General features: G+C 58.0%; 23 protein-coding genes. 12 read left to right on the top strand and 11 right to left on the bottom strand.

Translation table 11 applies throughout. From position 1 onward, the window contains the following. Positions 1-132 precede the first annotated feature (132 nt). The 10 genes from GR197_RS23275 to rsgA all read left to right on the top strand — a co-directional run bounded on the left by GR197_RS23275 (position 133) and on the right by rsgA (position 9,554). Positions 133-600: an Hsp20 family protein gene (locus tag GR197_RS23275; RefSeq protein WP_164013831.1), complete on the top strand. Its 468-nt coding sequence runs from the start codon at positions 133-135 to the stop codon at positions 598-600. 67 nt (positions 601-667) lie between these two features. Then, entirely contained in the window at positions 668-967 is a 300-nt protein-coding gene (locus GR197_RS23270; protein ID WP_164013830.1) for a DUF982 domain-containing protein, read from the top strand. 465 nt (positions 968-1,432) lie between these two features. Beyond that, entirely contained in the window at positions 1,433-2,224 is a 792-nt protein-coding gene (locus GR197_RS23265) for a DeoR family transcriptional regulator (RefSeq protein WP_164013828.1), read from the top strand. After that, positions 2,224-3,183: an N-acetylglucosamine kinase gene (locus tag GR197_RS23260; protein WP_164013826.1), complete on the top strand. Its 960-nt coding sequence runs from the start codon at positions 2,224-2,226 to the stop codon at positions 3,181-3,183. The genes GR197_RS23265 and GR197_RS23260 overlap by 1 nt, the downstream gene beginning before the upstream one ends. 32 nt (positions 3,184-3,215) lie before the next feature. Continuing rightward, on the top strand, positions 3,216-4,472 hold the full coding sequence (locus GR197_RS23255) for an ABC transporter substrate-binding protein (RefSeq protein ID WP_164013824.1): 1,257 nt from the start codon (positions 3,216-3,218) through the stop codon (positions 4,470-4,472). After that, positions 4,469-5,386 (top strand): carbohydrate ABC transporter permease, encoded by a 918-nt coding sequence (locus GR197_RS23250; protein ID WP_164013822.1) that lies wholly within the window; start codon positions 4,469-4,471, stop codon positions 5,384-5,386. The genes GR197_RS23255 and GR197_RS23250 overlap by 4 nt, the downstream gene beginning before the upstream one ends. Before the next feature lie 23 nt (positions 5,387-5,409). Next, positions 5,410-6,243 (top strand): carbohydrate ABC transporter permease, encoded by an 834-nt coding sequence (locus GR197_RS23245; RefSeq protein WP_204330356.1) that lies wholly within the window; start codon positions 5,410-5,412, stop codon positions 6,241-6,243. A gap of 11 nt (positions 6,244-6,254) precedes the next feature. Further along, complete coding sequence (locus GR197_RS23240; RefSeq protein WP_164013817.1) at positions 6,255-7,208, top strand: SIS domain-containing protein; 954 nt, start codon at positions 6,255-6,257, stop codon at positions 7,206-7,208. Positions 7,209-7,511: 303 nt separating this feature from the next. Beyond that, positions 7,512-7,778 (top strand): DUF2277 domain-containing protein, encoded by a 267-nt coding sequence (locus tag GR197_RS23235; RefSeq protein WP_164013898.1) that lies wholly within the window; start codon positions 7,512-7,514, stop codon positions 7,776-7,778. A gap of 753 nt (positions 7,779-8,531) precedes the next feature. Beyond that, positions 8,532-9,554, top strand: a complete 1,023-nt coding sequence (gene rsgA / locus GR197_RS23230; RefSeq protein ID WP_164013815.1) for a ribosome small subunit-dependent GTPase A — start codon at positions 8,532-8,534, stop codon at positions 9,552-9,554. A gap of 437 nt (positions 9,555-9,991) precedes the next feature. On the opposite strand, the gene GR197_RS23225 is transcribed toward rsgA, so the two are convergent. From GR197_RS23225 to GR197_RS23215, 3 genes are all read right to left on the bottom strand, one after another. Then, entirely contained in the window at positions 9,992-10,849 is an 858-nt protein-coding gene (locus GR197_RS23225; protein ID WP_164013814.1) for a DUF1236 domain-containing protein, read from the bottom strand. Between the two features lie 95 nt (positions 10,850-10,944). After that, on the bottom strand, positions 10,945-11,340 hold the full coding sequence (locus GR197_RS23220; protein WP_164013811.1) for a DUF1236 domain-containing protein: 396 nt from the start codon (positions 11,338-11,340) through the stop codon (positions 10,945-10,947). A 128-nt stretch (positions 11,341-11,468) separates the two neighbouring features. Continuing rightward, on the bottom strand, positions 11,469-11,741 hold the full coding sequence (locus tag GR197_RS23215; RefSeq protein WP_164013809.1) for a BON domain-containing protein: 273 nt from the start codon (positions 11,739-11,741) through the stop codon (positions 11,469-11,471). 324 nt (positions 11,742-12,065) lie between these two features. On the opposite strand from GR197_RS23215, the gene GR197_RS23210 reads away from it, so the two are divergent. Then, positions 12,066-12,362: a response regulator gene (locus GR197_RS23210; RefSeq protein WP_348643294.1), complete on the top strand. Its 297-nt coding sequence runs from the start codon at positions 12,066-12,068 to the stop codon at positions 12,360-12,362. A 139-nt stretch (positions 12,363-12,501) separates the two neighbouring features. Here the strand turns inward: GR197_RS23210 and GR197_RS23205 are convergent, their stop codons facing one another. The 7 genes from GR197_RS23205 to GR197_RS23180 form a co-directional block, all read right to left on the bottom strand. Further along, a complete protein-coding gene (locus GR197_RS23205) occupies positions 12,502-12,876 on the bottom strand; it encodes a response regulator (protein WP_164013807.1) in 375 nt (124 codons plus the stop codon). Next, positions 12,873-15,059 carry a PAS domain-containing sensor histidine kinase gene (locus tag GR197_RS23200; RefSeq protein WP_164013805.1) on the bottom strand — a complete coding sequence of 729 codons (2,187 nt, stop codon included), beginning with the start codon at positions 15,057-15,059 and terminating at the stop codon, positions 12,873-12,875. The genes GR197_RS23205 and GR197_RS23200 overlap by 4 nt, the downstream gene beginning before the upstream one ends. A gap of 312 nt (positions 15,060-15,371) precedes the next feature. Next, positions 15,372-16,670 carry a mechanosensitive ion channel family protein gene (locus GR197_RS23195; RefSeq protein ID WP_164013803.1) on the bottom strand — a complete coding sequence of 433 codons (1,299 nt, stop codon included), beginning with the start codon at positions 16,668-16,670 and terminating at the stop codon, positions 15,372-15,374. Positions 16,671-17,106: 436 nt separating this feature from the next. Further along, positions 17,107-17,355, bottom strand: coding sequence for a hypothetical protein (locus GR197_RS32460; RefSeq protein ID WP_246724667.1), 249 nt, complete (start codon positions 17,353-17,355; stop codon positions 17,107-17,109). Next, positions 17,319-17,534: a hypothetical protein gene (locus tag GR197_RS32455; protein ID WP_246724666.1), complete on the bottom strand. Its 216-nt coding sequence runs from the start codon at positions 17,532-17,534 to the stop codon at positions 17,319-17,321. Before GR197_RS32455 ends, GR197_RS32460 begins: the two co-directional genes overlap by 37 nt. A 146-nt stretch (positions 17,535-17,680) precedes the next feature. Continuing rightward, entirely contained in the window at positions 17,681-18,199 is a 519-nt protein-coding gene (locus tag GR197_RS23185; RefSeq protein ID WP_164013801.1) for a metallophosphoesterase family protein, read from the bottom strand. 214 nt (positions 18,200-18,413) lie between these two features. Continuing rightward, positions 18,414-18,719 (bottom strand): hypothetical protein, encoded by a 306-nt coding sequence (locus GR197_RS23180; protein ID WP_164013799.1) that lies wholly within the window; start codon positions 18,717-18,719, stop codon positions 18,414-18,416. Positions 18,720-19,017: 298 nt separating this feature from the next. On the opposite strand from GR197_RS23180, the gene GR197_RS23175 reads away from it, so the two are divergent. Further along, positions 19,018-19,254 carry a BrnA antitoxin family protein gene (locus GR197_RS23175; protein ID WP_164013896.1) on the top strand — a complete coding sequence of 79 codons (237 nt, stop codon included), beginning with the start codon at positions 19,018-19,020 and terminating at the stop codon, positions 19,252-19,254. Between the two features lie 248 nt (positions 19,255-19,502). Here GR197_RS23175 and GR197_RS23170 read toward each other — a convergent pair whose 3' ends face one another. Continuing rightward, positions 19,503-19,958, bottom strand: a complete 456-nt coding sequence (locus tag GR197_RS23170) for a hypothetical protein (protein WP_164013894.1) — start codon at positions 19,956-19,958, stop codon at positions 19,503-19,505. Positions 19,959-20,133: the final 175 nt, after the last annotated feature.

The raw sequence follows: 20,133 nt of genomic DNA, 5'->3' as shown, positions 1-20,133 counted from the left end.
AACGACCTGCTTGAAACTTGAATCCCCTAAACCAAATAAAATGCCGCCAGCGGCTAACGACAGGGCTGGCCTTGCTGGAAGCGCATGTTTCCAGCACTTCTGTACCCATGTTGCTTCAAGGAGGATATGGCTATGGCAACATCTTACGACTATGCACCCCTGTTCCGTTCGAGCATTGGCTTTGACCGGGTTTTCAATCTTCTTGAAAATGCTCAGCGCGCGCGCTCACTCAGCGATTGGCCACCCTATGACATCGTCAAGACAGGTGACGACAACTACCGGATCTCGATTGCGGTAGCCGGTTTCGCCCAAGCCGATCTCGACATCACCTTCCAATCCAACCTTCTCACCGTGGCCGGGAAGAAGCAGGAAGCCTCTGCGGAAGGCTATCTGCATCGTGGGATCGCCGGTCGGCCGTTCGAGCACCGGTTCGAACTTGCCGATCATGTACGTGTGAATGGAGCCGATCTCAGCAATGGCCTTTTGTCTATCGATCTTGTTCGCGAAGTCCCCGAGGCATTGAAACCGCGAAAGATTGACATCCAAAACGCTCTGGCATCGTCATCGCCGGCACAAATCGAAGCCCGAAAGGTCGCATGAGTTGAATACGTCAAAGGGCGCCGTCGCGACGGCGCCCTGGAACGTACGGGTTGGAAGGGAGAGAAAGATGAAACCCGACATGTTCGAAAAGCCTGTTTCTATTCTGGTCGGACTTGGTTTTCCGGCCAAGGTTCGTTCGGTAATGGACGCATACCGTCATCTGGTCGAGTGGCCGGCATCGCTCAGGGACAATGGGCATGCCATTGCATTGAAAGCGTGTGCGGCGGCTCTGCGGGGCGAGATCGAAGCGGAAACCGCCCGCGGATTGTTTGTCGCCTGTGCTGAGAAACATGATCTACTGGCGCCAGAGATCGACGGCGCAGCCCTATTCCGTTCGCGACACGATAGGGATCCGCATATTCGCTAAGGGCAGACAACCCTCCGTGGATCGAATTGTAACTACGTCACTGAGCGTCGCCGCGCGCCTGCGGCGGCGCCAGTCACCTGACATCAAACCCGGCCGTCCAGAGCTCCTGGCGTCATCCCGAAGTGCCGGCTCAGGGCTTATCGATGCGCGCCGACTCTCCAAGAGCTTCGCAATAGAGCCTAGCGCCCGGCTAAAATTGCTTGGCCATACGTCAACCGGCGACGCACTCCATCAGACATTCTGACCTCGCGTCGGAAGCGGTTGAAAACGCAGAGCGCGTTCAGCGCTCTCGCGCGATGCCACTGACAAACCGTCTCTGGGATCCTTTTCGGGGGCCAGGGGGACCACGGGATACTTTGACCAGTTGCAACGATAAAATCAAAAAACATCAAGATTATGATTGACTCTGATTGCATAGGGTAGAAAATGTGATCGGTATCGCAAATATTCTCGCAGGAGCTTCCGGTGAATCAGGCAGGCGGAGTGAAGGTCGACCGTTTGGATGCTATCCGCAGCCATCTTTACGCGAACGGCTTTTCCACTATCCAGGCACTTGCCGACACGATCGGGGCATCGCTTGCCACTGTACGCAGAGACCTACAGATTCTTGAGCAGGAGGGGGCAATCGATCGTGTGCACGGCGGAGCCCGCATTGCTGACGGGTCCTCGGTCGAGGTTGCCTTTCAGGAGCGCGAAAAGCGTCATCTATCGGCCAAGCGCGCCATTGCGACTGCTGCCTATGATTTGCTGCATCCGCGCGCGGCAATTTTCCTCGATGCGGGCACCACCGTCCTGCAGCTCGCACGCCTCATCAGGATCAACCCGATCCCGCTCAGGATATTTACAAACGGCCTGACGGTGGCGCAGGAGTTCCTCAACATTCCGAACCTCGACGTGGTGCTTCTCGGCGGCCAGCTACGCAGCGAAAACGCATCATTGGTCGGGCCACAGGCAGAAGCGATGATCGAGACGATCTGGTTCGACCAGCTCTTTCTTGGCGCAAGCGCCATCAGTCCCGACGGCGCCATCTATAGCGTCGATAGCGCCGAAGCCAGCCTCAATCGACGTATGCTGGCTCGATCGGCAAATCGCTTCGTCCTGGCCGACTCATCGAAGTTCGGAACGATGGCGACCTACAAGGTCGCGCCGCTCAACACTGCAAAGGTCATTACCGATTCCGCACTTCCTCGCCATTGGCGCGAGGAACTGGCCAGTTTCGGCGTCGAGGCCACGATTGCGGAGCTGCGGGGCAAATAATGAGCGACGAGCTGATCCTCGGCATTGACGGTGGTGGAAGCAAGGTTTTGGTCGCCCTCGCAGATCGGAGTGGCCGCATCTTGCGCAGCTCCCGCGGCCGCGGCGTCAATCCGATGGACAATCCGAACTGGCTGGAAGAGCTGGAGCAGCATCTGCTTCCTTTCTGCAATGAACCAAAGTTGATGGCGGTCGCCGCGGGGCTTCCAGCCTATGGCGAGGTCGCACGCCTATCCGCCTTGCAACGCGATGCAATTCAACGCGCCTTTCCGACCGCACTAAGCCAGGTTCTCAACGACGTCGATGCGGCACATCTTGGCGCTTTTGGCGGAAACCCTGGGATACTCATTCTCTCCGGTACGGGTTCGATGGCGTGGGCACGCAACGATAGCGGTCGTTCGGCCCGCACCGGCGGCTGGGGCGATCTGATCGGCGACGAAGGAAGCAGCCACTGGATTGGGCGGAGGGCGCTCAACCTCATCAGTCAAAGCCTGGACGGGCGGGCTCGCGCGACTGCTCTGTCGACGGCTTTATTCGACCAGCTCCGCATCGATCCCGCCGATCCCATGAACGGGCTTGGCGACTGGGTGAGCTCGCTCTCAAACCCAAGAGCGGAAATAGCAGCGATTTCAGCTCTCGTGGATCGGGTCGCGTGTGATGGCGACGAGGGGGCCATCGGGTTGCTGGAGCAGGCAGCCGATGAACTCTCAAAGCACTACCGTGCGATCTCCCGGCATTGCGACGCCAATGCCGATTGGACCTATGCAGGCGGCAGCTTTTCCAGCCGGCTCCTTTTGGAGGCGCTTGAGCGGGAAATTGGCAAGCCTCCGGCGCCACCGAGACTTTCCCCCATTGGTGGCGCGCTTCTGGCCGCTGCCCAACTTCTCGACTGGCCCTTGAGTGAGAGCTGGGTCGGGCAAATCGCGGTCACTGCCCAGAGCATTGGCGCGCAGGCGACTTAAACGGAGCATCAAGAACAACGAAGGATGGGAACATGCACAAATTCGTCTTGCGACTAATTGGTACAGCGGCCTTGGCCATTGCCATGCCCGCTTTGGCTGACGACGCAAAGCCGCTCGCCGGCCAGTCGATCACGGTCTTGATGCCGTCGCCCCAGGGTCCGACCATCGCGACAGACTTCGAAGCAGAGACTGGCATTCATGTCGACCTGCAGACGCTCTCCTGGGACGATATCCGGCCTAAGCTGGTGACGGCCCTGGTCGCGGGCACCGCGCCGGCCGACGTCACCGAATTCGACTGGTCATGGACCGGGCAATTCAGTGCCGCGGGCTGGTTCTTGCCGCTGAATGATGTGATCGATGCCGACACCGTCAAGGATATCGGCGTGGCGAAGATCTTCACCGTCGATGGGAAGCTTCTCGGTATTCCCTATACGAACGACTTCCGAGTCATGCTGGTCAACAAGAAGCATTTTGCCGATGCCGGTGTATCGCAAATGCCCAATACGCTGGACGATCTCGTTGCGGCCGCCAAGAAAATCAAGGAAAAGGGCATCGCCCAGTACCCGATCGGCCTGCCGCTTTCGGCAACGGAGGGTGCCTCGACGAGCTGGTATCTCTTGACGAAGGCCTTTGGCGGCGAGCTATTCGACAAGGACTTCAAACCGCTCTTCACATCTCCGGACTCGGCTGGTTATAAGGCGCTGGCTTTCGAGCTCATGCTTCTTAAGGAGGGGCTTGTCGATCCGGCATCCACCGGCCTCAAGGACAGCCAGATCAACGAAAGCATGTTCGGGCAGGGCATCACCAGTATCATGATCTCTGGCGAGCCCGGACGTCTCGGGCAGATGAATGATCCCAAGCAGTCGAAGGTCGCCGGCCAGGTAGAGGCCATCCTGGTGCCGACCGCGAGCGGCGAAACGCGCAGCTTCGGTCTTCCCGAAGCCCTTGCCATACCAAACGTCTCTCCGAACAAGGAGGCGGCGATCGCCTTCGTGAAGTGGTTTACGAGCCGGGACTATCAAAAGAAGAATGCCGCAAACGGCTTTCTGCCAACCCGCACTTCCGCCCTCTCCGAGCTGAACGACGCCGGCAAGCTGAATAGCGGCGATGTTCTGGTGGCGCAGTCCAAAACCGTCGAGCCTCTTTTCCCGCAAGGCACGCCGCCCTGGTACCCCCAGTTCTCGAGTGGTGTGAATACGGCGATCAACAGTGCGGCAAAAAGCCAGATGAGCGTCGATCAAGCGATGGAGGCGGTCGCGGCGGCTGCCAAGCAGGCGATGGCACAATGACTGCCTTGGCGTCCGAGATTTTGCCGAGCAAGCGTGGTGTCGGCTTCAATGCCGATACCACGCTTGGGCTTCTGCTGGTCTCACCGATCGTCATCACGATGGCGGCGCTGGTCTTTTACCCGATGGGGCGAACGGTCTGGGACAGCCTGCACAGGGTCAATCCCATGCAGGCTGGCACCCCCTTTGTCGGACTCGAAAATTACAGCCGGATGCTCTCCGACGGCCAGCTCGCGACGGCCTGGAGCAACACAATCATGTACGTCGTTCTCGCCGTCATCGCAGAAACGGTGTTCGGCGTTCTTGCGGCCGCGCTCATCAATCAGATCAAGGTCGGGCGCCAGTGGGTTCTGGCGGCAGTGATCCTGCCCTGGGCGCTGCCTGGTGTCGTGAACTCGGTCATTTGGCTTTGGATTTATCAACCGGGTGCGGGTCTGTTGAATGGTATTCTTTCTGCGCTCGGGCTCGCATTTGAAAATCATGTCTGGTTCAACGATCGCCCCAGCGCAATTGTCGCCGTGACGATCGTACACGTCTGGCGAATGATGCCGCTGACGATCGTTATTGTTCTCGCCGCCATGCAGAGCATACCCAAGCATCTCTACGAGGCCGCTCGGATCGATGGCGCCACGCGCATTCAGATGTTCGCATGGGTGACACTTCCGCTCGTTCGCAGTGCGATCGCGGTCGCGATGACGAACGCAACGGTAAACGCCTTCAACCTCTTCGATGAAGCCTGGGTCTTGGCAGGTGCGAGCCTCGAAACCAGGCCGGTGCTGGTCCAGATCTACCTGGAAACATTCCAGAACCTCCGCTTCTCCTACGGAATGGCGCTGTCGGTGGTGATCACGCTGGTCTCTCTGCTGATCTCGCTCGTCTATGTCCTTCGCGTCTACCGCAACACACGGTTCGACTGATGAAAGCTGATTTTGCCTATCGACTGATGATCTGGGTCGGTGTCCTCGTGCTGTTGATCTGGTCTTTGGGGCCGATCTACTGGACCATTGCGAGCTCGGCCACGCCGAGCGAAGACTTTTCGGTCCGGCCTATCAACTTCTTTCCGCAGCACTTTACGCTGGATCACTATTCGCGATTGCTCGGCATTAACATTGCGCGGATCGGAGGAGTGGAGGTCTTCAAGCAGTTTCGCGCAGCTTTGCTGAACAGCATCGTGACGTCGGTTGCAGCCACGCTGTTCTGCGTCGCAATATCGGCGCTCGGAGCATACGCCTTCACCCGGCTTGAGTTCCCCGGCAGGAAAACACTTTTCGTTGCCGTCGTTGCAACGCTCGCCATTCCCGCTTACGCGGTGCTGATCCCGCTCTACCAGATCATGATCAAGCTGCATCTCGTCGACACCTATGTCGGCATCGCGCTGATTTATGTGTCGGCATTCCTGCCGCTTTCGCTGTGGCTGCTTCGGAGCGTCTTCGAAGCTCTTCCGATCGCGCTGGAGGAAGCAGCGCAGCTCGATGGCGCAGGCAGGCTTTACATCTTCTTCAACATCGTCCTGCCGCTCGCCGGACCCGGGCTGACGGCAGCGGCGATCCTGACTTTCCTGGGGGCTTGGGGACAGTACCTTGTCCCGCTCATCTTTTCGCCGCAGGCGACCAAGCCCTTGACAGTGCTCATCCCGGAATTCGTGACGAAGAACTTCATCGATTACGGGCTGATCACGGCCAGCGGCTCGATTGCGATCGTTATCCCCGCCCTCGTCGTTATTTTTCTCAACCGTTACCTCGTCAGCGGCCTGCTGGCTGGTTCGGTCAAATAATCGGAGACTTCATGAATACGACCGAAAAGGTTATTTTCGAGCAATTTCCCTATTGGGAAAAGGCCATTGGCGTTAACCTCGCTGTTGACAGCGCCAAGCTGCTTGTCTTTGTAGGCTGCGGCACTTCCTTCAATCTCGCGCTCTCGCTTGCGGCCTATTCCAATATGGCCGGGCGAAAGGCGATTGCTGTCCCTGGCGCCGAATGGGTAAACCGGCCCTCAGCATTCTGGTCCGAGTGGCGTGACACGCATGTGGTGGCGCTTTCTCGGAGTGGTGAGACGACGGAGACAGTCGCTGCAGCGACAGCGAGCCGCGCCGCTGGCGCATTCGTCACGGCTTTAACCGTCGAACCGGAAAGCTCTCTTGCCAAAAACTGCGATCGGCTGGTTTCTGCCGAAACCCATCCGGATGAAGGTATCGTCATGACGGTCTCGGCAAGCCTGATGGTTCTCCTCGGGCTGCAGATGATCGGGCAGCATGTGCCGGGCTCCGTTGTCGGCTCCGCCCGCAAGCTCGCCGGCGCTCTCGATAATGCGCTTCCCGGCATCATCGCAGACAGAACACACTTCGTGTTTCTCGGCGGAGGTCCGCTGTTCGGCATCGCCCTGGAAGGCGCGCTGAAGCTCATGGAAATGAGCCAGGTCATGACGCAAGCCTTCCACCCTCTGGAATACCGTCATGGGCCGATCAGCCTCGTCGACGGAAAAACGGCTGTGGTGATGCTCTACAGCTCGGACCAGAGAGAGGCGGAAATAAAGCTGGTGAGCGAATTGAAAGAAAAGGGTGCGGTCGTCATTGGCTTGGGCGGCCCAGGCGATGTGGAGTTCCCCGTCGATGCCGATCTCTCGCTCGCGGGTCTGGTCCTCCTTCCAGCGCTGCAGGTCCTCGGTGAACGCGCCGCTCAAGCTCGCCAGATCGATACGGGTTCTCCCCGTCACCTGACCAAGGTCGTAAAGCTGGCATAGCGCAGATCGAAGAAAGCCGGCAGACAGCGCTTCGAAAGCCTTCTGCCGGGCTTAGCGTGCTGCCCGACAGAGAAGGGGGAGCCCTTTGGGGCCTGATCGTCATTCCAACCTGATATTCGGCAACCTGGTCACTAAAACGCCAAAGCCAACGAGGGCGACGCCGAAATGAGGACGCTGCTTTAGCCTCGCGGTGCGTGATGCGGCCGCGGCCAAGTGGTCCGTTTGTAAATCAGGCTCAAGCGACTACTTTATGTGAACCAATCCTTCTCTCGGTGGAAGAGAGGAGACGACCAGGAGCAAGTCATGTGCCGAAATATCAAACCTCTGTTCAATTTCGATCCGCCAGCTACGGAGGAGGAGATCCATGACGCCGCGCTTCAATTCGTTCGCAAGCTGAGCGGAGCCACCAAGCCGTCGAAACGCAATGAAGCCGCCTTCGAGCAGGCGGTCCATGCGATCGCGAGGTGCGCCCACGAGTTGCTTGGTTCGCTTGAGACCTCTCAACCTCCTCGCGATCGAGACGAAGTTGCCGCAAAGGCGCGCGCGAGAACCGCGATGCGCTTCGCGTAACAGAGCTCCAGCTTACCTCTCCTCATAACCCGAGCAGATGGGCGCCGCTTGCGCTCGACGTCTTTGGTTAAGGGTCGCCGTACCGCCCTTGTGATAAATGTCCTTTGAAATGATTTTGGGCATCGCTCGAAATCGGTAGGGTAAAGCAGAACGGCACCGGGCCGAGGAGCATTAACACGAACGCTTTCTCACAGCGTATTTTTCAATTGGTATCCAGCCCGGTCCGACGAGTCGCGATCGGAACGATGCAGGTTGATAATCCGCGACGCGTCCTTGGAGCTTATCCCATGTTTCTTTGCAAAGTAGTCGACGTCATAGGGATCGGAGATCTTTCTCCGTTTCTCTGGGATAATTTGAGGATCTTGCCGCATTTCGTTCTCCTTGGCACCTTGTGACGTGCACTCACGAGAATGGCTGCGTCGGATCCGTTTGACGACGGTGAAGTTGGTTTCTGACGCTATTTGCGAGATTTCTACTAGGAGTGTTGCAGGGAGGACTCACGCGCTCGAGGCGGAAGCCGAAAGAGCGTTGATGAACATCCCTTTTAGGTGTCAACTGGGGCGGTCAGCAATTATTCCAGCCTTGCCTAGGGTAGCTATCGCCGCCAAAAGCAGCTTTTTCTAAGCTGCCGGTGATTACGCATGATCAGCACAATGCCGGAAAAAATGTGGTACTACCGCCTAACCGAGACCGCCGGTTTCCACAGGACGGAGATAGCTCATCGAACGCGACACAGCACCCACTCCTTGGTTTTTGAACCTTGAAAGTGAATCTGCATTCCTCAAATCGCAGGGATGGTCTGAATTCTTCTCGGATCAGATTACATTAGCGGAGAGCGATCTCATCCCACGGCGCATTGCCGAGGTTCATCGCAGTCGTCTGAGCATTGTCTCGCCAACGGGTCTAGCGAAGCTGAAGATATCGCATCAAGTCAACACCGGCGAGTTCGCCGTGGGCGACTGGGTGTTGGTCGAGCCGCGCGATCATGCGTTGGTCCGGCGTCTGGAGCGCAGGACTTTGCTGCAGCGCCGGACCGAAGGCCGAGCTACCTTCCAGCTCGGTGCTTCCAATGTCGATACATTGTTGATTGTCACGTCCTGCAATTTGGATTTCAACGTCGCCAGATTGGAACGTTACATCGCACTCGCCAATCAGGCAGGAACGACGCCCGTAATCGTCCTCACAAAAGCCGATAGCACCGAAGAGGTAAGCATCTATAGGCGCGACGCAGCGGCGCTTCAACGCGATCTGCCCGTCGTGGTACTGGACGCGCGATCCCTAGATGCCGCGGCCGCTCTCGCAGCCTGGTGTCAGCCCGGACAGACGATCGCGCTTGTCGGCTCCTCCGGGGTGGGCAAATCGACGTTAGTCAATGCTTTGGCAGGACTACGCGGTGACCAGTCTCAAAAGACCGGCGGCATTCGAGAGCATGATGCCAAGGGCAACCATACGACAACAGCACGCTCAATTCACCCAATGGCAGGGGGCGGATGGGTCATCGATACGCCTGGAATGCGTACCCTCCAGGTGAGCGACGCTGCCGATGGAATCGAGGCACTATATTCAGAAATAACGGAGCTGGCGCCAAATTGTCGGTTCCGGGACTGTAGCCATCAGCACGAACCTGGCTGCGCAGTGCAGTCGGCCGTGGATGCCGGATCTTTGTCTCGTGATCGATTGTCCCGATGGCGGGCCCTATTTGACGAGAATGTGAAGAACACGCCACAGGAAACCGGCCCCCGCGGCAACAAGACCATCCGGAGGAGAAGCCTGTAGCGGGATTACGCGCAGCAGCACATCAAGATTTTAAACCGAGAGCCGGATTCGGGTTGTCTCTCAACCGCTTCGCGTGGTCGGCAGCGTTGATGTTGCCGACCTCTGCAGCTTCTAACGAAGATCCGGCGCGTGGGCCCAAAAGGGACGAAATAGATCAGGGTTCGACGAAAGCAATCCCCAGGTGGCGTTCGCAATTCACCCACGCCAGTGTCTGTGACGAGCAAATGAAATGAGATCAGTGGACTGCAGAAATCTGGGGAACCCAAACTCGCGCTGGAGTTTGGCGGCCGGATGACAGTGCCAAACTCCCGATAATCGCGACAATAGCAATCAGTATGACCACGACGGGAAAGGTCGCGCCGGATGGTTTATCTTCATGATAGATCATTTGATAGCTCCTGCGGCCGGCGGCGCAACGACGCCGCCGGGAACGAAGGTTAGGCCTCGATGATGTAGACAATCGTCAGGGCATCGGGATCGACAATGACTATTCGTCCATCTGCAAGGATGAAAAAGCGGTAGCCTTCGTACTGCGGAACGACCTTCACAATGCGTGTCGGCAGCCGTTCAAGCCGGATCTTCTTCGGGATTTTCGTTCCGACGGAGACGGTGAAGCCCACTTCCTTCACTGGTGCAACATGGACTTCCTTCACCACCGTTCGAATTTCGGTCTGTTGCTCGACCGATATGTTGACGCTGGTTTTGGCGTTAGAAGTCTGATTGTCAGTGGACGTGTTCTTAGTGTTCTTGTTGGTCGTCGACGAGTTCTGATCTGTCGATTGCTTCGACCCGTCACCGCTTTGCGTGGTGCTGGGGTTGCCGCTTCCCTCTGCAGGTTTGGCATTTTGCGTGCTGCTCTTCGAGCCTGACGTGTCCGAGCCATTGCCCTCCGTGCCGCCGGACTTGGTGGTGGCCTTCTGTTCGGTGGTGGTGCTGCCACCACTGGCGTCCGTGCCACCGGACTTGGTTTCTGTCGAAGACTTGCCGGAGGCACTCCCGCTCGTCGAGGTGTTGTCGTTCGAAGGCTGCGCAGTGCTCTTTTTCATATTCGAACCCTGGCCGGATTGCTGCTGCGACGACTGATCCTTGCCTTGTGGGCAGGCTCCCGAGGCGTCTGGGGTGCAGTTGGTGCCCGTGCCGGTGGCGTTAGAGCCGGATTTCGCCTCCGGCTGCGAGCCGGATTGAGCCTGCCCACTCTTCTGGGCGTCCTGCTGTGCTGCTGCCGGCAATGTTGAAAGCGGCGATACGCCCAGCGACAGCGCGGCGAGCATCATTGTGAGATGATTGCTTTTCATAATCAAACTCCGAGGTTTGGGGCACACCATGGTGGCCGCATCTCATGCGGTGCATGCGTACCTCGTTGTTGGTGGCGGTTGGAGCCGCCCGTCTGTTACTGGATGACCTGGATGACCTTTCTGGAGGAAGGTTCGACGATCACACGCTGATCGTTTACGATCGCGTACGAGTACTTCGGATCATCGGGAATTGGCGTCACGACCACGGTCTCCGGCAGGGGCTGCCCCACGACCAGCTTTTCCTTCACCACGACCCGCTCGCTGGGTGCAGGAGCCTGTTGAACATAGGTCACCACTTTCTGCGGGGGCGGATCAATGACGCTACCTGCCACGCCGCCCACAATGCCCCCGACAGCAGCACCGACGGGGCCGCCGACGATTGCACCTGTCGCAGCACCACCTACTGCGCCTGTCACTGTTGACGACTGGGCAAAGGCAGATGTCGATGCAAGCAGCATACCAGCCGCGATTATTACAACCTCGGTTTTCATTTATATTCCTCCTTCAAGGGTCTGTTTCAGTGCGGGACCAAAACTGGCCAGTGCAGGAAGTGTTCCGGGGATGGGACTTCAGGCCGGGGCTTCCGGGACCTTAGTCCCACTGTCTACGCATACCGCTCCTACCGCGGGGGGAGCCGGCTCAGCATCCGGTCCTGGACGTTCTCGAGGCCCACGACCATCGCAGCAATCGCGATCGCTTTTTCTCGGTCCGTGATTTTTGATATGTAGCCCTCGAGCAGAACGATGGGGCCGAGCACCCTCATCTCAATGGCACTGCTATCGATATCGGGATCAGCGGAAAGGGCTGCTGATATCGTTGCGATGGTCGATGCCGCGCTATGGCCTTGCGAACAGCAATCTTGATGGTTGTGGTTGTCGGACCCGAACTGCATTTCCTACTCCTATGCCACCCCCCAATGGACCTTCGCGTTACCTCAACATAAATATGAGGAGCGGATCATAAGGTCGCCAGCCCGACTTAAGTCCGGCCTTCGTACAGGTTGAATGGGCATCAGAGACCAACAGGTCGCGGATCCTCGGCCAAAACCTCCATGAGGAGGTGCCGAGTTCTTTTTCCATTTTGACGCCGTCGCACCGAGGAGAACGCCTTCCACTGCCTGAAGCGGCGGTCGGAGAGATCATCCTGGTCGTAGAAGATGATCCGGACGTCCTGATGTATTCGGTGGAGTCGCTGAAGGAGCTTTGGCCATCGCGTTCTGGAAGCCAGGGACGGTCCGACGGCTCTGCAAGTTCTAACGGAGCACCGGCCCGTGGACCTCATTTTCACCGACGTGGTATTGCCCGGTGGCATGAGCGCCGCAGATGTTGCCGCGAAAGCGAGGGAGCTCCAGCCCTTCGTCAAGGCGCTGTTTACGGCGGGCTACTCCCGCAACGCCATCGTGCACCACGGCCGGCTCGACAAGGGCGTTGACCTCCTGCAGAAGCCTTTTTCACTTGGGGATCTTGCTATCCGTGTCCGAGATGTCCTCGATCGACAAAATCAAACAAAATAGGTCGGCGCTCTTTCTAGGGGCGTTTCACCTACAATCGGACGTCGGAGGCGGGAATAGAGCGTGTCATAGCGCGCCAGGTGAGAGATGAATTGGCGCTGGAGGACGTCATCTTCGCCATCGTCCCCTCCGTCCCAGGCGATCAATCTATCGCAGGGCAATCAAGGGCTTTCGCCATCGTCCGCTGAAGGTCACTCGCCGAGAAGGGTTTTCCGAGCACAGGAGATCCTGTGAACTGATGGGGGAGGCCCTCCCTCCCATAACCGGTGCTGAATATAAAGGGCACCCCGCGGTCGCGCAGGATTTCAGCAACGGGAAAGCTCGGTTGTCCAGCCAGATTGATGTCGAGTACCGCGAGGTTGATTTCGGCGGTGGCGGCGATTCCGCTGGCTTCGGACACTCGGGCGACAGATGCGATGACTTCGCAGCCAAGATCCTGAAGCATGTCCTCGATCATAAGAGCCACGAGACCCTCGTCTTCTACGATGAGAACTTTAATGCCGGAATATGCAGTCATGCCTGTAGTACTCCCGCAGGTATCGACATGCGGCAGACCACACCGCTGGGCTCAAAAGCAAGATCAAACTCGCCGCCGAGATCCCGTTCAATGCAGCGTTCCATCAGCCGGCTGCCGATCCCGCGGCGCGTAGGCGGCGTGACCTGAGGGCCGCCGTACTCGCGCCATTCCAGGACCACGGTCGGCTGAAGGCCGCGCTCCTCTTCCACGCGCCACATGACTGAAAGCCTTCCCGTCTGGGACGAGAGCGCTCCATATTTGATGGCATTAGTCGCGAGCTCATTCAAAGCCATTGTCAGGCTCAAAGCGGTGCGTGAGTCTAGGTTGACGGAAGTTCCGTCGAACTGGACTCGATGAGTTACGTCACCGATAAGAGGCATCAGAACCTCGCGGGCAAGCGCATCCAAGGGGGCGGTATCCCATTGCCGCCGGGTCAGCAAATCATGAGCACGCGAAAGAGCAAGGAGCCTTGCTTCGAACCGCTCGGAATAATCCGCAAGGCTTTCAGCGTATCGAGCCGTTTGCCGTGCGAGCGACTGAACAGTGGCAAGCGTGTTCTTGACCCGATGGTTGAGTTCGTCGATCAGGATTCTTTGCCTGTTTTCCGACTGTTTGCGCTCGGTGATGTCGACCAACATGTTTATAGCGCCGATGAGTTTGCCATCTGCGTCACGCAGCGGGGTGGGATAGGGGATGAATGGCACCCGCCTGCCGTCCGGCCGCTCAGCGATCGCCTCCGCTCCCCGCACCGGACGATTTTCTTTAAGCGCGGTTGCCATGGGGCACTGGTCGTGCGGCAAGGGGGTGCCATCGGTATTGTAGAGACGCCATGTGACGCACCACATATCCCCGACCTGAGGTGTGCGACCCGACATCTCGACTGCTGCGTTGTTGTAAAAGGTTATCCTGCCTGTTGCGTCGGTCGTATAAACGGCGGCCGGCAGCGCCTCGAGAAGATCGCGCATATGCTGTTCGCTCTCGCGAATCTGATCCTCCATCTGCTTGGCGACAGTCACATCGTGCAGGACGCGCACGCCATAGCGAAAGCTACCGGATGCGTCCCGGACTGAAGAACTGTAAACATCGAGGTAGACCATCATTCCATCGGGTCTTGCCGCCCGCTTACGCAGAACATAATTGTCGATTTCGCCGCTGATCTGGCGTGCATAAAGCGTTGCGTCCTCGTCCCGATCGCCTTCGTGCGTATAGTCGAAAAAGGTCGTGCTGAGCAGTTGCTCGCGGGAGCGCCCCAGCATTACGCAAAGAGCGTCGTTGACGCGCAGGAGCCGTCCTTCACTGTCGGCCTCGGCAATTCCTATCGTGGCCGCCTCATAGGTCGCGGCTAAGCGCTCCTCACTGTCGCGCCTTGCATTTTCGGCTTCGTGAAGATCGGTGACATCCATCGTGAAACAGCGCGTATTGACGAACTTGTCATTTTGAAAGCGGCTGTTGGACGTGATCAGCACGTGTTTGATGGACCCGTCCTTCGTGCGCATTCGCGCGGGATAACGGTCTAATTTGTCGCCGCATGCAAGTTTCTGAAGAATGTCTCCAATAACGGGCGCATCTGCGTGAAACTCAGCTATATGCCGGCCGACATATTCCTCGGAGGTATAGCCGAGAAGAGCAAGCTCGGCCTTGTTGGCTCGCTGAATGATGCCGTCGCCGCTGACAATGTGAAGGCCTATCGCGCTATTTTCGAAAAAGTCCTCGAGATCGTCAGCCTTGCGGCCGATATCTTCCTCCATCGCTTTACGTTCGGAAATGTCCAGGAAACAGCTGATCGCGCCCTGGACCGTCCCGTGCTGATCCTTCAGAACGCGAATATTAACCAGAGCAACGAACCGGGAGCCATCCGGTCTTTCGATGACGAGCTCCGCGTTGCGGGTTGGTGTGCCCCTGAAAACAGCCGCCGCCATCGGGCAGGCATCGTGTTCAAGCGCCGCGCCATCGGGGCGAAAAAGGGCATGCGATCCGCAGAAGCGTTCACGCGCCCCGTTTAGGGGCGGAAATCTCCCCCAAAGTTCGGCAGCCTCCGAATTATAGCGTATTAGCCAACCTTCATGATCGCAGAGATAAACGGCCCCTGGTATGGCATTAAGAACGCCCGGGCCGGCGGCCAGCAACGCCTCATACTCGGTGAGCCGCCGCCCGGCGCCCGGAAATTCCTCAACATTTGACATCAGCGACCGTGAATTCCTTTAGCTCTTAAGCGGCCGTCCCTATCCCGACAATCAGCGCAAGCAGCATTTCGGAACGCCCTGCGGCTGATCCCCCTGATCAGGCGGAGCGATAACTGAAGCAAACGGGGGAGGCTCCCATTGGTTCCCTGTGGGATATATTTTTTTACCGCAATATTGCTTTTGCCGGGCATGACCAGGCTGGCAGCCTGGTAACGCCGAGCAGCACCATTTGAAGTGATGACGAGGAAGCAACTGCCGCTGCATCGTCATGCGGCCCCCAGAAAAGTGGCTGGGAGGTCATTGATGCGACTCTTAGTCCCCGCGCGATTGCCTGATCTCAACAGGTGTTCTCATGATGATTTCGCGATGTGGGAACGGGATGGACACGCCGGCTTGTTTAAAGGCGTCCCATAGTGCCATCAGCACTTGGCCCCTGACATTCGTCAGACCGTTTGCAGGATCGGATATCCAAAAGCGGAGCCGGAAGTCGAGCGAGGAAGCGCCAAAACAGGTAAGCCAGCATACCGGTGCCTTGTATTCATTCGCAACGCGGTCAACCGTTGAGGCGGTTGCGATAGCAATCCTTACAACCTCATGCGGATCGCTGTCATAAGCCGTGCCGAAGTCGACATCGATCCTGACGTAATCACTGGAAAAGGACCAGTTGACGACCTGTTGGGAAATGAAGTCCTCGTTGGGGATGAGGTATTCTTTGCCGTCACGGGTGATGACGGAGACGAACCTCGAGCGCAAATCGCGGATCGACCCAAAGGTGTCGCCGAGCGTGATCGTGTCACCTGGCTTGATGGACTTGTCGAGGAGGATGATGATGCCGGAGACGAAGTTCGATACGACCTTTTGAAGGCCGAACCCTATACCGACGCCAACCGCGCCAGAAAAAACGGTCAATGCGGTGAGGTCGATGCCGGTGGCGGACAAGGCGATCACGCCGGCGACCATGATCAGGCCGATCTTTATGAACTTGCTGATCAGGACCTTGATCGAGGGCGAAAGGTCCCCCGACCTCTGCACCCAATGGGAAAGCACATTGCCGATGAGAACCGCGACCCAGATGAGCGCGGCGGCCAAGACGACGACTTTTAGCACAAGCAGGAGCGAAAAGCGCACCGCCCCCAAACTGACAGCCGGTCCATCGAGCGCGGAGAGTACCGGAGCATCAAGCCGGAGTGCGTACAAAGCGAGGTAAGTCCAACTGGAGATCGCGACGACACGCGACAAGGTGGGATTGCGGATGATCTTGGTCAGCACGGAGATAATGAACCATGCCGCAGTCAGCGTCAGGGCAGTCGAAACCAGCCACCGTTGCGAGGGCCAGGTGTTTTGGGTCAGCACGACGCTTGCCAGCCATAACCATGCCGTAAGAAATAACCACTTCAAGCGGCGCATAAAGGCGATTACGACGCGCAACAGGTCCGGATTACCTTTGATGCGCCTCGCTTTCGATTCCAAAGCAGGTTCAGTGCGGGATGCTAACAAGGAGGCGGCAAGGTAACCGAGGGCGATGACCGCGAATTGGTAGAGCGTCCATTCGCTCAGCACGAACGTTCTGAGCCACTGTTCGAACGCGTCGATCGCTTGGCTGACATTCATGGTTCTGGCCCTTGTGGAGCTTCAAAGCAATAAGGCGCCGTCCAGGGTTTTGTTCAATTCATCGTTGGACCGTTGCCTTTTTTCGACACGTCTGGGGGCATTCTAGCCATAAAAAACCGCGAAAACCGCCGTGCAATCGTTACGATGATGGCAGTCGATACTCCCTATCGCTATGCGGGGGCCTATTCGGCATGAGCCAAGCGCGCACGCTTGTAGCCGTACAGATTGCCGAGGAGCGGGACCATATAGCGATCATGCACTGGCATGGAGTGAACTCAATAAGAAGGTGACGCTAAAAGCACATGGCTGTGCGACGGGTGCGCGAGCTTTCGATCGTCGATCCGTTCGGCGCGCGTGATACGACGACAGCACATTCGGGCAGGATGTCTCGGCCTTTCGTCATGGCGCCCGAATCCGCACATCGTTCGTTCTTTCGTCACTGTCGTGCGGCGAGTGAGAGGAGGCTATCGTAAAGGGCGGCTGCAAGTGGGTCGACGTCCGGCGCTTCCTGATCCAGCCGGAATGTCGTCGCAACCAGTTTGCCCCGTCCGAGCCGCTTTTCGACGATGAAAGCGGCCGGGTTGTGAACCCAGCCGACGACGACCCCTGCATGTACCCGACCTTGGAACTCCCAGGGACGGAAGCCAGTCATGAATTGGTGCGGCACGACCTTACTGAAGGACATGTCGAAAAGCCGCCCCCCGGTATATCGGCGAAGACGCCATCTCGGCGCAACCAGGAGAAGTTGCCGACCCAGTCGCCACGCGAGATCGATTTGTGGCGATTGACAAGATTGTAGCCCGGAAAGCTGAAATAGGGACCGGAAACCATGCCGCCGGCACCCGGATCGATCTCGATCGACATCGGGCCGTCACGGGGCGGCGGGGCTGTGCCTAATCAATGGGTCCGATCTCATCTTGCATTCAGTTGAAGAGCGGTGTTTGGCAATGGCGTTGTCTGGCGGCCCATTGGGAAGACATCCAAGGGCGCACTAACGTGAGTCGAGATGCCTATAAACCCTGCGGCGAAGAGGGCCGACGGTTTTTCTCGTTCAATATAGCCTCCAGGGTCACGGGCCGGAGCCCCTGCGCATCGACGCCGACATCGTGCTGCCGGGGGAGCGGCTTCAGCCGCCCATGTGAATGGCCATGCAGGTTGATCGACTTCTTGCCCATCTGGTTCCACGTCCGGAACGCGTAATGGCAGAGAACCAAGAGACGGTGGTCGGTGCGAATTTCGGCATAGTGTTGGACGCTGGTCCAGCCTTCGGCTTGCGTTGTTGTGGCAGGATCGTTGTTCCCAATAATGAGGTGCTTTCGCCCGTGGAGTCGTGACAGGAGCTCGTCGCAATCTCCAGCGCGCGAAGACATGAAGTCGCCAAGATGCCAGACGTCGTCATCATCACACACGACCTCGTTCCAGTTGTCGATCAATGCGACGTCGTGAGCAGCCATGTCCGGGAAGGGGCGGCGGTCGATCCTGAGGACGCGGGGATCACCGAAATGGGTATCGCTGGTGAAGTAGATCATGGCACCAAGATGGTGCCACAGCGGCGAACGCCAAGACTTCCGTTACGTGCACGGGAGGGGCAGTGTCGACCACGCCGCCAGAGCCCGGCTAGCCGCCCACCCTCAAGACGCCCATTTGAAGGTATTCTGCACGGCTCGGGCTGCCCACTCGAGGCCGCCCTCCAAGACGCCCATGCAGCCGTTGATGGGTACGCTTCACCGTGGGGGCCAGTTCTTAAATCCCTGCCCCGTCGAGCTGCTGGGTGTCATCGCCTTCCCAGGGGGAGGGCATCGAGGTGCGATTGAGATTGGCAGAGGGCATGGGCATCCAACACTTCAGTTCCGGCGCCGGATATTCGATGATGCGGCCGGGCGAGGAGTCGGAGGCGCGCCAGCCTTCTGCACCGAAACGATCGCCATTTGACCAATAGGCGAGATCAACTTCTGCCGGTCCCTGTTCGGACGGACGGATCGTGACGAGAATCCGACTCCCATCCTTCGGTGCGCTTGCCATATCGCGCCAGCGGTCTGGCTCGTCCATCTTTTTCCTCCTACCTTGCTGCGGTGCAAGTGTCGCCTCGCCATCGAAAACCGTCAACTCAAACTTTGCACAAACCATTCTGTGGCGAGTCATTCGCAACCGTGCCTTTGATGGCATGTGACGTTTTGCCGACACCATAGCGTTCATTTGAGGACATTGAATTGCCCGGCAGGGCCGGATATGCCACAGCAAGAGTTCGTCGGTTTGGCTCTGCTTGAAAAGACCGATCGCCTGGCGAACCACCTGGTCCCGATTAAGACAGGGTGGTCGCGGACATAGCGAACCATTGGAGAAAGCCGTGACCAAAAGCCCACGCCGCCCCGCCAATCCGCTTGATGCCGCCGAGGCTTTGTTCAAGCCTGCCAAAAAAACGGCCGCTGCACCTGCCATCGACCGACCGGCGCTGCCAACCGTCAAGGAGCAGGTCTCTCTTAAGCTCGACAGCGATGTGCTCGTCTATTTTCAGCAGGATGGCCCGGGTTGGCAGGACCGCATCAACGACGCGCTTCGTGCCGTCATGAGAAACGATCGCTAAGCATCTATGCCGCCGCTGCTTCGATTTGTTCCTTTGCCTTCGGTGTCGCGCGCTCCGCAGGGCGCCCTCTACTCGCGGACATCATCGTTTCTGGCAAAGCTTCGAAGTGGCAGGTCACGATGCAGCATGCGGCATTGAGAAGCTGCGTCGCCTGCCAAAAAAGTGCTGCGCGGGCCTTTCCCGGTAAAGAGAAGGCAAAGGGCCACCAACGGCGGCGGCCCTTTTTGAAGATCTAAGATATTGCTCGATCAGCCAGAAGCCTTGATGCTCGTGTTGCAGAGGCTCCAATAGCCGCCGCCTTTCTGGATCCACTTCAAATCTCCGAGCGAGCCGGCATCCTTGGCTGAATGGTATGCGTCCACGCAAGTGTGCAGACGACCCTTGCCCGGCGTTTCACTAGAGTATTTTTTGTCGACCGCTTTCGGGAACTTGACGCTCTTCGGCGCCGTCGTCATCGGTTTTTCCGGCTCTTTGTCGGTCGTCTTGGCGACATCCGCCTCGTCGGCCTTATCGTCGGCGGCGGCGTCCGCCCCACAGAACTTGGCGCGGAAATCGTTCCACTTGACATCCTTGGCGGAGCCGTCGGCCTTTGCCGCCTGATATTTTGTGCTGCATTCCTTCATGCTCAAGGCGTGCGCTGGCGACGACATGAGGAACGCTGCGAGGAGGGAGCCCGCGGCGGGCAGAAGCAGTTTGTGCAACATGTGATGGCCTCCGATATTGTTGATCTTGGCAGTATTAACTTCCACCGGCGCTATGACACGAACGATGGAAGGATTCCGTTGTAGGCTTGCCTGATGAAAGGCCACCGGAGATGCTTGGCGCGAGATTCCAGCACCCGCTTGGATCGAGCTAGAGCCGGTTAGCCCATGCTCCATT

This window comes from Rhizobium phaseoli (assembly GCF_010668805.1).
GTDB lineage: Bacteria > Pseudomonadota > Alphaproteobacteria > Rhizobiales > Rhizobiaceae > Rhizobium > Rhizobium phaseoli_A.
Note: the sequence above shows the minus strand (reverse complement) of the source record. Positions and strands in the feature narration are given on the sequence as shown.